We start from the raw sequence: 15,185 nt of genomic DNA, 5'->3' as shown, positions 1-15,185 counted from the left end.
AACTCCAACTCTAGCCTGAATCCCACCACATGAAATGGCGAGAGTGACTCAAAGCCAATTACCCAAAAGAACATAGGGGGCCCAAAACCTGGGACGTTTGTATTTGGGATTTTGCAAAAGAGCTAGCTGGGCGCGACGGAGTACTTCAGCTTTAGTCAGGTTTTTGTTAGCTAACTCTTGGTAAAATTGATTCATCAACACAGCAGTAGATTCATCATCCAAGTTCCACAAAGAAGCGATCGTACTGCGTGCGCCTGCCTGAAAAGCGACACCAGCAATTCCTAGTGCAGCTTGTTCGTCCCCGGCTGCTGTTTGACAGGCACTAAGAATAAGCAACTCAATCGCTTCGGGTCTATTTTGCTCTAGCGTTCGTACTAACTCATTTAACTTTTTCACATAAATACGCTCATTCCAAGCGACAATAAATGTCTCCTCAGCCTTAGAGCTAAACTGACCATGAGTTGCAAGATGAACGATAGGGAAAGATAAAGAATTAATCCGGTTTTGCAAAGCTTTGCTAGTAAATTCTTGATTTAGAAGGATGCTGCTAGGAACTTGAGAGCGGATTTGTTCTAATTCAAGTTTGACGTTGGGTAATGCAGAAAATCCCGAACTTGCTTCAGTTAATCCTGCGGCTATTGCTTTTAATCCTTTCTCCAATGGTTTGGGTTCAATCAGTTGCAAACTGGGGGTAAGTGCAATGTTATACTTCTCAACTAGATACTGTTTGCCATCGTAGAGAACTGCCATCGGAATATTTCGCAACCAACCATCCAGCACAAACACCAAAGTAGGAATCTTAGTCTCAGCTAAGGCAGCTTCAGCAGGTTGAATCAGCCATTTGTAAACCTTCTGAGATAAAGATTGAACCTGTCGGAGCGTCTGTGGTTTGGGTAAATTTTCCTGTAGTTGCGCTAAAGTAGTTTCCAATTCTTTTTCAATTACAGGGGTAGTGTAGTGCAACCAACGCTGTTGAGGCAACTCAACGATCACCTCTAGTCGGTCTGGCAAAATAAATGGATAAACAATTGCTGCCGTTGGATCTTTTTTGGGATTACGGATTTGAGCATTTAAACAGTTGTTGCGAAAGAAGTTTTCTAGTTCTGCTATTTGGAGTGATTCGATTGTATTGCTGGCTTTGGCGAGATTTTCTGAGCTAACTTGATTATCCTGAGATTGCAAAAGTAAATCAACCAACTGTCGATAAACTGGTTCAACTTCCTCTCGAAAGGAAAATTTTACCGCAGAATTGACAGCAACTAAATCACTACGGAGGGCTTGGAGATTATTAACTGCTTCTGTGTAAGCTGCTACTGCTCCTTTGATATCTCCCTTAGTTTTAAGCAAACGTCCCAGTTGCCATTGCCATTGATAGCCTATGTCTTTAGCATCGATATCTTGAGCGATGAGCAAGGCTTGTTGAGTGAGGTTTTGAGCATCAGACCACTGTTGAGTTTGTTCGTACACTTGCCCTAAAACACCAAGAGCATAGGATTCTGTGCGTTTATCTTGCAAACTTTTTGCTTGCTCAATAGAAGTTGCTAGTAATTGGGCAATGTCCAACCATGAGTCCGTGTCTGCGGCAGTTTTTTTTCGGAATTGCATTAGACTTTGGGCAAAGTTAATGCGGGCAGAAATTGCTGTCCGACTAAGGGGTAAGTCGTTAAGCTGAGTTTTAATTTGAGAAGACAATGTTTGGAAAGCTGAGAATTGGTCAGTTTTCAGTAGTAGTCTTAGTTGATTGGCTTGAGCTTGGATGCGTGTAGTGGGTGAGGTTGCAGTTTTAATAGTTTGTTGATAGTATTTTATAGCTGTTTGCGTGTCTTGCTGAACACGGGCTGTATTACCCAGACTGAGGAAAATATCAGCGATCGCTTCTTTATTTGGCAACGATGAAGCTAATTCTAAACTTTGCTGCAATATCTGCCGAGATGTTTCTAAATCACCTGTGACTTGCACGACATTGCCGAGACTATGTAAGGCTGCAACTTTAACAGCTGAGTTGGGTTGACTTTGGAGAATTTGGGTACTTTCTCTTAAAGTCTTTTCGGCTTGACGATAAAATCCTAAAGTTTGCAAAGCTTGCGCTTGGTTGATGTGATTTTGAATAACCGCCCTCGTATCGCCGATTTTGGTATAAATGTCAGATGAGACTCGCCAAGTATCCAAGGCATCTTCAGCTTTGCTTTGAGCCAATTGCAGGCGACCTTTGATATCTAGGACTTGGGCTAGAATTTGCGAGGAGTCTTTGCTATCTATATTTTTAGCAGTTTGTAATAAGTTGAGACTTTGAGCGATCGCAGTTTCTGCCTCTGACCAGCGTCCCAATTGTTGATAAGCTAATGAGAGATTACCCAGTGCGATCGCAAGCTTTAGTTTATCTTCATTAGCTTTGAATGCAGAGATAGACTGTTGCCAAGAAGTAGCAGCTTCAGCAAACCGTTCAGCTTCATAAAATTTACTGCCCTGTTCCAGCAAATGGGCATAGGACAACTTTTGAAGACTAGAGTTTTCCGCAGTTACATGTGCGAAAGTAGGGGGCAATAACCCCGCCCCTAAGAACATAGCCAAAAGCAGCAGTAAACTTAAAAGGCGTTTGATTTTCCGTAATTTAGATTTTTTTCTTGCCATGTTTTTGCCCTCCTCGCACCGCGTTTTTACTAAAAATAGACAGTGTAAGTTGCTCAACCTCCCTGGTGTTGATTAAACACACGGCAATCGGTTGTCCTCTGCCAAGAAGAATGAGGCGTGACGGTGGGTGTACTAGTGAGAATTACATCGCCATTAGCAGCAATTACCCAACCAGTAGCTTCTACAATGCGAGATGGTGTTGGGTTAATGGGATTTGTAGAAACTGCTGGAGTGTTACCTACTTCTGGGTTGAGAGACACCAAATCTACCTGCACTGCGTCAGCGCTAAGGGCTTCACCCGGATTAGGTGGTAAACCACCGCGTCCAGTGATTGTAAAACTGCTCTTAGCTACAGTGCTACCTGCGGTACAAGTCTGTGCTACTTGGGTATCAACTGGTACGGTTGGCAGGTTGACTAAGCCACTGTTAGGGTCAACATCTGGCGTGTTAATTTCTACAGTACCGTTTACGCCAAACTGAGAACTGGCAGTGATGTCACTCAAAGAAGTTGGATTAGAGCGGGGCTGGATACCAAAAATACCCTTAGCTGTAATGTCAACTCTGCCACCTCTACCTGTGAAGGCATTGGCGCTAATATCGCTATCTTCACTAGGGACGGCAACAATGAAGCCGTTGGGGATATTAACTTGGATATTTCCGCCATCTCCACCCTGCTGTCTAGTACCCGCAGTAGTAGAAATTTCACTGCCTTGACGCATCAGCAGTAAGTCTGCAATATTTAGCGTTATATTGCCACCATTACCAGAGAAAGTTTGGGCGCTAATCGCTCCATTGTTGAGTTCCACAGATTTAGCAGTAATGTCGAGGTTGCCTGCTACTCCTGTTGCTAGGCTGCCAACTGTAGCTTCTGCACCGTCAGATATCAGTAATTGCTGTGTATTGATTTTCATATCTCCTGCCTTTCCTGTCCCTTGAGTTTGAGCAGACAAGACGCTAGCAGACTGACCATTAACTGAAGTGCCAATCACTTGTATTGTTTTAGAGGCATTGATATTTAAACTTCCTCCCTCACCTGAACCAAAGGTACTAGCATCAACTTGTCCTCCATCAAAAACAAATAATTCTGGAGAGTTAATTGTCAAAGAACCCGCCTTTCCTGTATCCTGAGTTCTGGTACTTAAAACGCTAGCAGACTTACCATTGGCTGAGATGCCATTCACTTGCACCGATTGTGAGGCATTGATATTTAAACTTCCTCCCTCACCTGAACCAAAGGTACTAGCATCAACTTGTCCTCCATCAAGGACAAATAACTCCGGAGAGTTAATTGTCAAAGAACCCGCCTTTCCTGTACCCTGAGTTCTGGTAGTTAATACACTATTAGACTGACCATTGGTTGAGATGCCATTCACTTGCACCGATTGTGAGGCATTGATATTTAAACTTCCTCCCTCGCCTGTACCAAAGGTACTAGCATCAACCTGTCCTCCATTAAGGACAAATAACTCCGGAGAGTTGATTGTTAAAGAACCCGCCTTTCCTGTTGCTGTCTGGCTAGCTTGAGTAGACAAGGTGCTGACAGCCCGACCACTAGCTGATTCTCCAATCACTAAAACCGATTTGGAAGCATCAATATTTAAACTACCTCCCTCACCTAAACTTCGGGTAGCAGCTGAGATTAATCCTCCATTAGAGACAAGTAACTCACGAGTATTAATCGTCAAAGAACCCGCTTTTCCTGTACCTTCAGTTCCAGTGAATAAGCCGCTAGGAGACCTTTCATTGACTGAAGTGCCAAACACTTGCACCGATTCTGACGCATTGATATTCAAACTTCCTCCTTCGCCTGCACCATCGGTACTAGCACTTATCTGTCCTCCATCAAAGACAGACAAATTGGGAGTGTTTATAGTTAAGGAACCTGCTTTTCCAGTGGCTGTCTTTCCAGCTTGAGTAGTCAAGGTGCTAACATTTGTACGATTGGCTGATTCTCCAAACACTAGCACCGATTCTGAGGCATTGATATTTAAATTTCCTCCTTCACCTGAACCTAAAGTACCAGCATCAACTTGTGCCCCACCATAGACAGATAACTCAGGAGTAGTAATTGTTAAAGAACCTGCTTTGCCTGCGCCTTCGGTTCTAGTAAATAAGCCGCTACTAGGCTGACCATTGGCTGAAGTGCCATACAGTTGCACCCATTGTGACGCATTGATATTTAAGTTCCCGCCCTCACCTGTACCAATGGTACTAGCGTCAATCTGCGCTCCATCAGCGAGGAGTAGTACAGGAGTGGTAATTGTTAAAGAACCTGCTTTTCCTGTCCCCGTAGTTCTACTAGACAAACCAGTGGTGAAATTACTATCAGAGGAGATGCCATACATCAGCACAGATTTAGAGGCGTTAACATTCAAACTTCCTCCTTCACCAGCGCCAAGGGTAGCAGTAGTTATCTGTGCTCCATCAGAGAGGAATAAAATGGGAGTGTTTATTGTTAAGGAACCTGCCTTGCCTATACCCGCAGTTCCGGTAGACAAGCCACTGACGTATCCATCTGAAGTGACTCCAAAGATATCAACCAACTCAGAAGCATTAATTTGAATACTTCCTCCTTGTCCGCTTCCAGTAGGAAGATTGTTACGTGAATTCTCAACATTTGCTCGGATTTGCGAGCCATCTCTCAATTGGAGCGATCGCGTTTGAATATTAATATCTCCCCCATCTCCTGTAGATCCTGGTGCTACGGAGCTGCTAATCTGGCTATTGTTTGCGAGAGTCAAAAAGTCATTAATTTGCAAAAATATATCTCCAGCATTCCCTTTTCCACTGGTGGCAGCAGCAAAAAGAGCATCATCTAAAGCAAGAGAATCAGCAATGATACTGATATTACCTCCTTTACCTTCTGCTTCTGATTCTCCAATACCTAGAAACTTCAAGCTAGTAGTAGCACTCAAGATATCACTGCCACTAGCAAACGAAACAGAACCACTGGCATTGACAAATACATTACCTGCATTTCCCTGACCATAAGTACTGCTACTTAGTCTAGATTCATCACTTAAGGAAAGCGACCCAGTGAGAATATTAATATCTCCTGCCTTGCCTGCTAATTTTCCTATTTTGTTGAAGATTTCGCCGTCACTATCACTAGCAATGTTACTGTTTATAAGTGAAATTGAGTCATTCGCTTGAATTAAAACGTTGCCAGCATCTCCTTTTCCAGCCGTCGCAGTACTCAATTTAGAGTCATACAAAGATAGCGAGTTGGCTTTAATTTCAACATTGCCCCCTTTCCCTACTGCTGTTGGTAGCAAGTCGCTACTAATCGAGCTATTAAATAGTAAAACTGAGTCATTCGTTTGCACAGAGATACTACCAGCATTTCCTCTGCCAACAGAGCTAGTACTGAGCCCAGTACCGTCTAAATCAAGGTCATTTGTCCATAAGAAGGATGTGGCTTGAATATTTATATCACCCCCATTGCCAATGGCTGGCTGTGTCATACTGCTAGAAATAAAGCTACTTTCACCACTAACCAAGTCACTGGTTTTGATAAAAATACTGCCAGCATTTCCCTGTCCCGAAATGTCAGTATTTAATGAGGAATTGTCTGTCAAAAACAATGACGTGGCTTGGATATTGATGTCTCCGCCATTACCTATGGCTTCCTTTCCCACATCGCTATTGATCGAGCTATTAGTTAGAAACACTGAGTCTCTGGCTTGCACAGATACCTTGCCGCCGTCTCCTCGTCCATAAGTGCTAGCATTCAGTTGCGCTTCATTGTCTAAGAAAAGTGACCCAGTTTGGATATTGATATCACCGCCCTTTCGCACTGCTTGCTCTACTACAGCGGGGAAGTCGCCCAAAATTTGGCTATTAACGCCACTATCAAAAAATGCAGCAGAATCATCGGTCTGAATAAATACGTTACCACCATTTCCCTGTCCGACAGAAAAAGTATCAATAGAGGCTTTATCAGTTAAGGAGAGTGACCTAGCTTTGATTTCGATGTTACCGCCATTACCTACTGCTTGCTCCAATATACTGGTGGTCAACGAGCTATTGGTGAGAGAAATTGCATCATTAACCTGTACAGATATACTACCAGCATTTCCCTTTCCGGCAATGAAAGTACCCAGTATAGTGTTATTGAGGGAGAGTGATCCAGCTTTAATGTTGATGTCGCCGCCTTCACCTGCTCCCTTTTCCAATACATTAGTGCTGAATAAGCTATTAGCGATCACTACTGAGTCGTCAACCTGTATAGATATATTACCTGCATTTCCCAAGCCATTAGTAAAGGTACTCATTCTAGTATTATCAAAAGAGAGTGACCCAGCTTTGATGTTGATGTTACCACCTTTGCCTATTGCATTCTCATTTAAAACATTGAAAATCTGACTAAAAGAGTTTTCGCTACTACTAGCAACTGTGATAGCTCCTGTTGCATTGAGTGTAATATCTCCTGCTTGAGTATTCACCGATCCTCGTCCTGAGTCAATTCCAGCAAGCAGGGAACCTCCCAAAATATCCAAGTTCCGGGCGTTGATGGCAATACTACCACCGTCCCCAGATACATTAATTAAAGCTGGATTTGTGAGGGTCACATCAGCTAATGTTACGCCATCAGAAAAATTTAAGCTTAGACTATTGCCCTCTACATTTAACCCAACCGTTCCGGCTGCGGTTAATCCTCCGAGTTCAACTCGTCCACTGGGAGCAGATAGAGAGCCTTCATTTAATATTGCTCCAGTTGCAGTTAGAGTTGGGGAGATTTTGCCCCCCACTAGTAACAGGCTTTGACTATCACCAACTGAGAGAAATCCTCGATTCTCAATAGAATAAACTGGCTGAGATGTAATTTGATTGAATAACAAAGCTGAAGGATTGACTGTCAGCAAAGGTGGAGTATTTGGATTAGTGGCACTAAAAAAACCTTGATTGCCAAATTGCAGTGCATTAGCTGTTGTCGCAACAAAAGAACCACCAATATTCAATTGAGCATTCTGACCAAATATAATTCCATTAGGATTAATTAGAAACAGGTTAGCTGTACCATTAGCCCGAATTAACCCATCAATATTAGAAGCTGATCCACCCGTTACCCGACTAATAATATTTTGAATATCCGCAGCATTATTAAAGAAAGCAGTACTCCCATTTGGAACAGAAAACTCCTGAAAACTGTGGAATAAATTTCTTCCAGCTTGAGTTCCCCCTTCAATGGTACTGATGTTGTCTTGTGTTGTAACACTCGAATTATTGGGTAGAGTGCTATCGGGGGTAATTTGGGCAAAAGCGGAATTAACAGAAAAAGCGAATGTCTGCAATACAGCTTCGCCGATCGCACTACCCATTACCAACCAACTTCCCAATGCGAATTTCCAGCACCAATGCTGCCTATATCGCTTCATTCTAGACATTGCACCCCTTAAATAACCAGCAAGTAAATTACACCCTCTTATAAGGATAGATAGAAAATCCACAGTAGGATTACGAGAAATAATTACGAATAGTTACGCTGCGATGCCTGCGGCGGGCTACGCCAACGCACTACAAGTCTGCAATCAACCTCGCCTTCCTCAAAAAGAATTGCAACACAGTCTCTTCTCTAGAAATAATATCAACTGTGCCCTCCATTCCTAATTGAATAGCACACTGATGTTTTTCCCTACCTAGAGAAAGGTTTTCTGGCTTAATTGTTACCTCATAGAACCCACCAACATCTGTCATTTTTTGACTAGGAGATTTTGTGGCGGTGGCATTAGCAGCATTCCCTTGAGGTGCGATTGCATCCGCAGAAATCGTCTTAACCTTGCCTTTGAGAGTACCATAATCTGGATAAGGACAAGCAGAAACCCGCATTTGTACTGTTTGACCTTGTTTCAACTTATTTTTATCCTGAAGTGCTACTGCTGCCTTAATCTCCAAGGAAGCATCACTGGGGACAATTTGGGCAATCTCCTGTCCAGCAGGAACAGTTTGACCAGAGTTTCGCAGGTTTAATTTAGAAATAATTCCGTCTGCTGTGGCAGTAATTATAGTCTGACTGAGGTCGATATTTACCTGTTGGAGTTCGCGGGTGTCGCTCTCTAGCTGTTTTTGGATTTCAATTCGTTGCTGGATTAAAGCAAGGCGTTCTTTATCTAAAGTAGCAATGTTGGCTTTACCTGTAGCTTTTTCTTGGGCAATCCGTTGAGAAGCGATCGCTACTTGTGCATTACTAGGATTAAGGGCAGTTTGGACATTTTGCAATTTGGCTTTAGCTGCTAAGAGTGCTTGTTCTTGCTGGCGAACAGCTAGTTGTGCTTCTTCAAATTGATCTTGAGATAAGGCTCCGGCTTTAGCTACAGTCTCATAACGATTTCGCTTTGACTGGGCAGCTTTCAAACTAGCATCCGCAGCTTTGACATTGGCATTCGCTTCTTTGACATCAGTAGCGGTAGTAATCACTTTATCTTGATAGTTCCGGCTGCGATCGCTTAATTCAGCTTCAGCACCAGCTATAACCCGGTTGAGGCGCTCAGTTTCAGCTAAAACCTGGCTATTAATGGCGTTAATCTGGGCGTTGATTTGAAAGAGTTGTAAACGACTTTGCCCAATGTTACTTTGCAGTTGGCTCTTTTTAGTTTGTAGCTTCGAGTTGTCAATAGTGGCAATGACATCCCCTTTTTTGACAACTTGATTTTCTGCAACAAAAACCCGCGTCACCTGACCTTCTGTAGCAGCTTGAACAAGCCGCAATTCACCAGCAGGGCGGACAACAGCTTGTCCTTTAACGGTTACTTTATATTTGGTAACAGAGGCGAGTGGAACGCCTAACCCCACAGCACAGACAAGAACTAGTCCGCCCCAAGTAGTCCAACGACCAAGTGGCGGGAGAAACTCGTTGTCTTGAATTGGGGGCAAGTAGTCTGAGTTGGAATGGCTAATCATGCTATTTTAGTTAATGATTGTGCTGAATTTACCGTTAGAGTTAGAGGATTTAGGCACTAAACCATTTCTAAATGGGTCAACGCTGTCTAAAAAGTCTAAGTGTTCACCAGCTTGATGGCGCAGAGCCTCTGGAGTGCCTTGGATTTTCAAACGCCCTTCTTCCAGCAGTACAATCCAATCAGCCCGCCCAATAACTTTGGGGCGATGGCTAATCATAATTGTGGTTTTGCCCAGGCGATGAGACAGCAGTCTATCTAGCAGTTTGGCTTCACTTACTGGGTCGAGAGCGCCAGTGGATTCATCTAAAATTAATACTGGTGGATCAGTAACTATAGCTCTAGCGATCGCTAATCTCTGTCGTTGTCCACCAGAAAGATTCGCGCCAAATTCACCTAAAACAGTTTGATACTTATCGGGCAATTTACTAATAAACTCATCTGCACCAGCAATCTCGCAAGCTTGTACAATTTGTTCAAAGCTGATTTGAGGATAGCTGAAGCGGAAGTTTTCAAGAATTGAGCGACTCCAGAAGTGGGGTTCTTGAGGTACTAGCACCACCTGTTGCCGCAGACATTCCATCGAGAGGTCTTGCTGATTATAGATGCCATAGCGAATATTGCCAGATTGGAGGAAATATAAACCAGCAAGCAGTTTGGCGAGGGTGCTTTTACCACAGCCGGATTTACCAATCAGAGCAACGACTTGACCGCCAGGGATAATCAGCGAAAAATCTTGCAGCAAGTCAACTCTACCTGCGTGATGGAAATTAAGATTGGTGCAAGTAATATCTATATTGCCCTTAAGTTCTGCCCAAGGTTTTTTCTCGTCTTTGCCGTCTTCTGGGGTAGCATCAATCACCTCCGTTAGGCGTTGGATGACAATCTGGGCAGTGATAAACTCATCAACTAAGCCGATAACTGAACCCAAAAAGCCGAGAAAGTTGCCACTCATACCAGTAAACGCTAGCAGCTGTCCAATACTTAAAGTGCGATTAATTACCAAGTAAGAGCCTAACCAGAGTAAAGCAATATTAGTGCAAGTAGAAAAAATATTAGTAATTGTGCCACTGTAAAGCCCCAGCTTCATCGTACTCCAGCCCAAGTTAGCAAGCCGGCCATAGTTGGTCTGATACTCTTGCCAAGCTTGGGGAGTGGCTTGGGTAGTTTTTAGCACCTGGACACCATGAAAAGTTTCGACGAGAAAGCCTTGGTTTTCTGTACCTAAGACGATCTCACTGCGGGTTTTCTGGCGCAAGGCTGGGAGAAAAAGCAGGTTGACGAGGGTGACAATAATAAAGGCAGCAAGGGTTGCCAAAGTCAGACCCCAACTGTAGAACAGCATGAAGCCCAAAGAAACCAAGGCGATAAAAAATTGGCTTGGTAAACCGAGGACAATTTGAGAAACTAGCTCATTGATGTGATCCACATCGGCAATCCGGCTGACGACTTCCCCACTGCGCCGTCCTTCAAAGTACGAAAGGGGCAAGCGCAGGAGTTGTCGCCCGTATTCTAGGATCAGCCCTAATTGCAACCTTTGACCAAAGTGACCAATTAGGTGAGACTGTACCAAACCCATCACACTGCTAAATAAACTCAGAGCGATCGCTCCAATTGCCACGACGGTTAGCAGTTGGGTATCTCCCCGCACTAGCACGTCATCAGTGAGCAGTTGCATCATTAAGGGAGAGACAAGGGAGAGCAGTCCGATGGCAATGTTGATTGCTATAGCCTGGATGAGAATGGCGCGATAGGGTAAAACCCGCATCAAATAACGCCCAAAGCCGCCAATTTTATCATCTGATTGCTGATAAAAGCGGTTATCATCTGGCGTTAGCAACAACATAATACCATTGCTCCAACCCTCGACTAACTCTTTGCGGGTGATGTAGCGGATGCCTACACCTGGGTCAGCAATTACGTATTTTTTACCCTTTTGTCCATACAAAACGACCCAGTGGTAGCCTTTCCAGTGAATGATTGCTGGTAGAGGGGCTTTATTCAATTGATCGACCAGTTGCTCTGAGGCTTTGACTTGGCGAGCATTGAATCCTAAAGTTTCAGCACCCCGGCTCAACCCCAGCAGAGAAGTTCCTCGTGACCCTGTACCGACGGCTTCCCGCACCCGACTGATGGCAAAGGTGCGTCCGTAGTGTTTGGCAACAGTGGCAATGCAAGCAGCACCACAGTCTTCTTCACTGTGTTGAAGTACACTTTGGTAGCGCATTTTTCTTAAAGACCTATCCTATTTTGTATTTGAGCTTAAAATGAATGCTTCGCTATTAAAATACAAATGAGTCTATCAACAATTAACCCAATTGGTATTATCTTGGGGAGAAAGTTCGGTCGGAGCAATTGCTCCGACCAAAGTGAGTGTTCAGCTTGTCTAATCAGACTACTAGGCGTTGGGCTACTGTTGCAAAGCTGTAATTTAAACAATGAAAATTATTTAGCTTGCCTAGTAGCTCCTCGTGCTTTGATTTTGTCTACTTGACTCTAAGTTAATTTTATAAACCCAGCTGAAGTTTTCAAGACGCGCCGGGTGAATTCAGCTGACACCCATCCTGCTCGTCCTAAGAGTTTGCGGAACCCGTTCGTGACCTTAGCTGACGCGTTAAAGACTGCGCCAGGCCGGAAAGAGCCGATCTTGTCGGACTTGGTGGTGGCACGCTCACGAATATTCAACCTGGTGGTGACTCCTTCCGTTGTGTACAGAAGGCCTCCCTCGACGGTAGCTGCTGCTTCGGGAGTCAACTCGGTCAACAATGGTTCCCGTTGAATAGTGTCCATCTCAATTTGTTTGAAGTGTTCTTTAGTATTTAACATTGTCGTTTTCCTTTTCGAGATTGATGTTGATGGCTACCGCTGCAAAGCTGTAATCTAAACGATGAAAATTATTTAGCTTGCCTAGTAGCCCCTCGTGCTTTCATTTTGTCTACTAGACTCTAATCAGAAAAGGCTTGGTGAAACTCGCTGCTACCCATCCTGCTCGTCCTAAGAGTTTGCGGAACCCGTTCGTGACCTTAGCTGACGCGTCAAAGACTGCGCCAGGCCGGAAAGAGCCGATCTTGTCGGACTTGGTGGTGGCACGCTCACGAATATTCAGCCTGGTGGTGACTCCTTTCGTAGTGTACAGAAGGCCTCCCTCGACGGTAGCTGCTGCTTCGGGAGTCAACTCGGTCAACAATGGTTCCTGTTGAATAGTGTCCATCTGAATTTGTTTCAAGTTTTCTTTAGTGCTTAACATTGTCGTTTTCCTTCATTCGAGATTGATGTGGAATTAGTGATGTCTTGTCTAACTCCATTGAAATATTCTGATATTAACTTGATAAAAACAATAGGTTCAAAGTGATTTTTTACGCATAACTCAAGTACTTATGTTTTTATTATTTAAGTTTTTAAAATTTCAAGTTAAAGGTATTTTTGTCTTGTAAATTAAAGTGTTTTGACGCTCTCAGATACTCCAAGTCACCCACCTTGATACTGAAGCTATACCTTTGATTTCATCGTCACTTTTTTATCGCTGCTGTTTGACCAGTCACAGCATCAACGCGTGAAAAGCCTAACTTTTGACTATTCATCCGATAATTGTGAGGTTTTGTAACAAGTTGTGGAATTCATAGACTTTTGATTCCGATAAGTAAGCAGAGGTTCGCAAAGAAGCTAACCCGGATTTCTCACAAAGGTTTAAACGAGTAGCCCAAAACGCTTATGCCACTTAGACTTGAGATAAAATACGCCGTTCACATATTGTTGTGATTCGTGCAGTGTCTAAAACGCTCAAAATCTAAGCCTGATAAAGGTTTGGTAATAGCGATCGCACCGCTTGTGAGAAATGCGGGCTAAACGAACTTCCAAAGAGTGCAAGTTCTACCAGGGGGAATCGTTATGGAAAATCCAGGTCTTTGCTTAACACCCTTTCAGCGCAGATACTTACTGAAAAGCTTAGAAAACGACTTACGTGCAGAATACCGCCGTCGCATTGAAATTATGCTACTTTTCGATGCAGGTGAATCTCAGACTCAAATTTGTGAAGCTTTGGGATGTTCTCAAGAGACTGCACGCTACTGGATTACGATCGCACAAACAGGACAAGCTCACAAATGGAGCGATCGCTTGATGGGACGACCTAAAACTGTGAATGAGCAATACCTCGATCGCTTAAAAGAATTGGTAAGCCATAGTCCGCGCCTTGCTGGCTATTCATTTGAACACTGGACAGCACAATGGTTAAGCAAGCATTTGGCAAAAGAATTGGGAATTCAGGTTAGCAGTTGTCACATTAACCGTTTGCTCAAGGAGATGGGGCTTTCCACACGGCCAAAAGGCAACACAACTAAGCAAGAAACCTTACACCAAAAAGATTTAGTGCGGTTTTTATAAAAAAACAGTACTCTTTGAAATAGTAAAAAAGTCATTAGTGATTAGTACCAATGACTAATGACTAAATCGGCGGACGACTAAGCTAATCAGCATTTAAGTTGCATAATTAGCGCGGGCAAGATACTCACCGCACAACATATTAAGAAAATTTTAATATGCACATTTAGATGTGTTATGGCTTATTCCTCCCACTGCTTGAAAGAATGGGATTCCCGCCGATTTTCCTTGACACTACAGAGTGGTTGGTAGATTTACCTGAAAATCGCTGTTTGTTCTTTCGCTAAAGCTAGCGCTTGATGAGCATTTCTAAACTTTGTTTCATCTGTAAATTTATGACCAAAACACTTTAAATAAGCTTCCAGATATCGAATACGTAAGTATGGATCAGCCGGACTCTCAAGAAAGGGTAAATCAGCTTCAACCATAAACCGGATAGCCAATAAGGGGATAGGGCTACGAAGTGGACGAAAGTTTGGGTTATGCAAACCAGGACTTTGATTACGGTTATGAAATTCTCCTATCATTAGTCCTGACTCAACAAACAAAGGTTTAAGTTTTTGTTGGACACTATCTACTAGCTTAGGAGCATCTTCTACATGGATGTCAGGAAAGATAAGTAAAAAAGCTCTATTTATTGCTAATTCATCCTCTTTAACTTCCATCTCAAGAAAGATATCTCGGTAGCGTCCAACAAGTTCTTCTAATTGCTCTACATACAAATCTTTTGTGTGAATAACTGCCAGACGAATACTGTTTGACTTGAGAGAGTGAGGTACAAAAGGGCAAACTACGCCGGGTCTTCCTAAATTAGGATGAGGTCTTCCTAAAAAGTTTTTCACCCAATTCATAATTTCAATCAAGTAAGGAAGGTCTTCATTGTCCTGGAGTTTTTCGATTTCAAGAGTTGTATAAAGTTTCATGAGCTTGACTTAAATAGAGTAATTGTCTAGTTCTGAGTCCAAAATTACTTTGACAATATGATATGTCTGAAACTACTTATTATCTAAGTAAATAAACCAAGCCTTGAACTCTCCTATTTTGGGTTTATCTGTCGCTTTAGCGGCTAAAAATGCTTTAACATTTTTGTGAATTTAAAATAGTTTACACCAATAAATACACAAACCTATTTTGCATCAAGCCAGTTGTATTCATTTATCTGTTCTCCGAGCAAGGCAGAAGGTAGAGGGGAGAAAAAGTTTTCAGCTATGCCTTTGTGCTTTGCCCAAGCTGGGTTTAAGGCTCCCACTAAATCCTAAATTTAGTGGTTTTCAATTA

At 43.0% G+C, this 15,185-nt stretch carries 8 protein-coding genes; 1 reads left to right on the top strand and 7 read right to left on the bottom strand.

What is annotated here, in order from left to right; genetic code table 11:
• Window positions 1–48: 48 nt before the first annotated feature.
• The 6 genes from CDC33_RS16840 to CDC33_RS39870 all read right to left on the bottom strand — a co-directional run bounded on the left by CDC33_RS16840 (window position 49) and on the right by CDC33_RS39870 (window position 12,774).
• Window positions 49–2,631 carry a CHAT domain-containing protein gene (locus CDC33_RS16840; RefSeq protein ID WP_109009438.1) on the bottom strand — a complete coding sequence of 861 codons (2,583 nt, stop codon included), beginning with the start codon at window positions 2,629–2,631 and terminating at the stop codon, window positions 49–51.
• 53 nt (window positions 2,632–2,684) lie between these two features.
• Window positions 2,685–8,009 carry a two-partner secretion domain-containing protein gene (locus CDC33_RS16835; protein ID WP_219930040.1) on the bottom strand — a complete coding sequence of 1,775 codons (5,325 nt, stop codon included), beginning with the start codon at window positions 8,007–8,009 and terminating at the stop codon, window positions 2,685–2,687.
• Between the two features lie 139 nt (window positions 8,010–8,148).
• Window positions 8,149–9,531 (bottom strand): HlyD family secretion protein, encoded by a 1,383-nt coding sequence (locus CDC33_RS16830; RefSeq protein WP_109009436.1) that lies wholly within the window; start codon window positions 9,529–9,531, stop codon window positions 8,149–8,151.
• Window positions 9,532–9,537: 6 nt separating this feature from the next.
• Window positions 9,538–11,754, bottom strand: a complete 2,217-nt coding sequence (locus tag CDC33_RS16825; protein ID WP_109009435.1) for a peptidase domain-containing ABC transporter — start codon at window positions 11,752–11,754, stop codon at window positions 9,538–9,540.
• Between the two features lie 269 nt (window positions 11,755–12,023).
• Window positions 12,024–12,353 carry an SH3 domain-containing protein gene (locus CDC33_RS16820; RefSeq protein WP_109009434.1) on the bottom strand — a complete coding sequence of 110 codons (330 nt, stop codon included), beginning with the start codon at window positions 12,351–12,353 and terminating at the stop codon, window positions 12,024–12,026.
• Window positions 12,354–12,465: 112 nt separating this feature from the next.
• Complete coding sequence (locus CDC33_RS39870) at window positions 12,466–12,774, bottom strand: SH3 domain-containing protein (protein ID WP_109009433.1); 309 nt, start codon at window positions 12,772–12,774, stop codon at window positions 12,466–12,468.
• A gap of 641 nt (window positions 12,775–13,415) precedes the next feature.
• Here CDC33_RS39870 and CDC33_RS16810 point away from each other — a divergent pair.
• Window positions 13,416–13,910, top strand: coding sequence for a helix-turn-helix domain-containing protein (locus CDC33_RS16810; RefSeq protein ID WP_109009432.1), 495 nt, complete (start codon window positions 13,416–13,418; stop codon window positions 13,908–13,910).
• A gap of 251 nt (window positions 13,911–14,161) precedes the next feature.
• On the opposite strand, the gene CDC33_RS16805 is transcribed toward CDC33_RS16810, so the two are convergent.
• Window positions 14,162–14,830 (bottom strand): DUF6875 domain-containing protein, encoded by a 669-nt coding sequence (locus CDC33_RS16805; protein ID WP_109009431.1) that lies wholly within the window; start codon window positions 14,828–14,830, stop codon window positions 14,162–14,164.
• Window positions 14,831–15,185: the final 355 nt, after the last annotated feature.

The sequence above is a fragment of the Nostoc commune NIES-4072 genome (genome assembly GCF_003113895.1).
GTDB lineage: Bacteria > Cyanobacteriota > Cyanobacteriia > Cyanobacteriales > Nostocaceae > Nostoc > Nostoc commune.
This window is presented reverse-complemented; position numbering and strand designations above follow the sequence as displayed.

What these genes read in the sequence shown, in the direction of transcription:
- CDC33_RS16825 (WP_109009435.1), bottom strand. Translation starts at nt 11,754, where the DNA reads ATGCGCTACCAAAGTGTACTTCAACACAGTGAAGAAGACTGTGGTGCT.
- CDC33_RS16810 (WP_109009432.1), top strand. Translation starts at nt 13,416, where the DNA reads ATGGAAAATCCAGGTCTTTGCTTAACACCCTTTCAGCGCAGATACTTA.
- CDC33_RS39870 (WP_109009433.1), bottom strand. Translation starts at nt 12,774, where the DNA reads ATGTTAAGCACTAAAGAAAACTTGAAACAAATTCAGATGGACACTATT.
- CDC33_RS16830 (WP_109009436.1), bottom strand. Translation starts at nt 9,531, where the DNA reads ATGATTAGCCATTCCAACTCAGACTACTTGCCCCCAATTCAAGACAAC.
- CDC33_RS16805 (WP_109009431.1), bottom strand. Translation starts at nt 14,830, where the DNA reads ATGAAACTTTATACAACTCTTGAAATCGAAAAACTCCAGGACAATGAA.
- CDC33_RS16820 (WP_109009434.1), bottom strand. Translation starts at nt 12,353, where the DNA reads ATGTTAAATACTAAAGAACACTTCAAACAAATTGAGATGGACACTATT.
- CDC33_RS16835 (WP_219930040.1), bottom strand. Translation starts at nt 8,009, where the DNA reads ATGAAGCGATATAGGCAGCATTGGTGCTGGAAATTCGCATTGGGAAGT.
- CDC33_RS16840 (WP_109009438.1), bottom strand. Translation starts at nt 2,631, where the DNA reads ATGGCAAGAAAAAAATCTAAATTACGGAAAATCAAACGCCTTTTAAGT.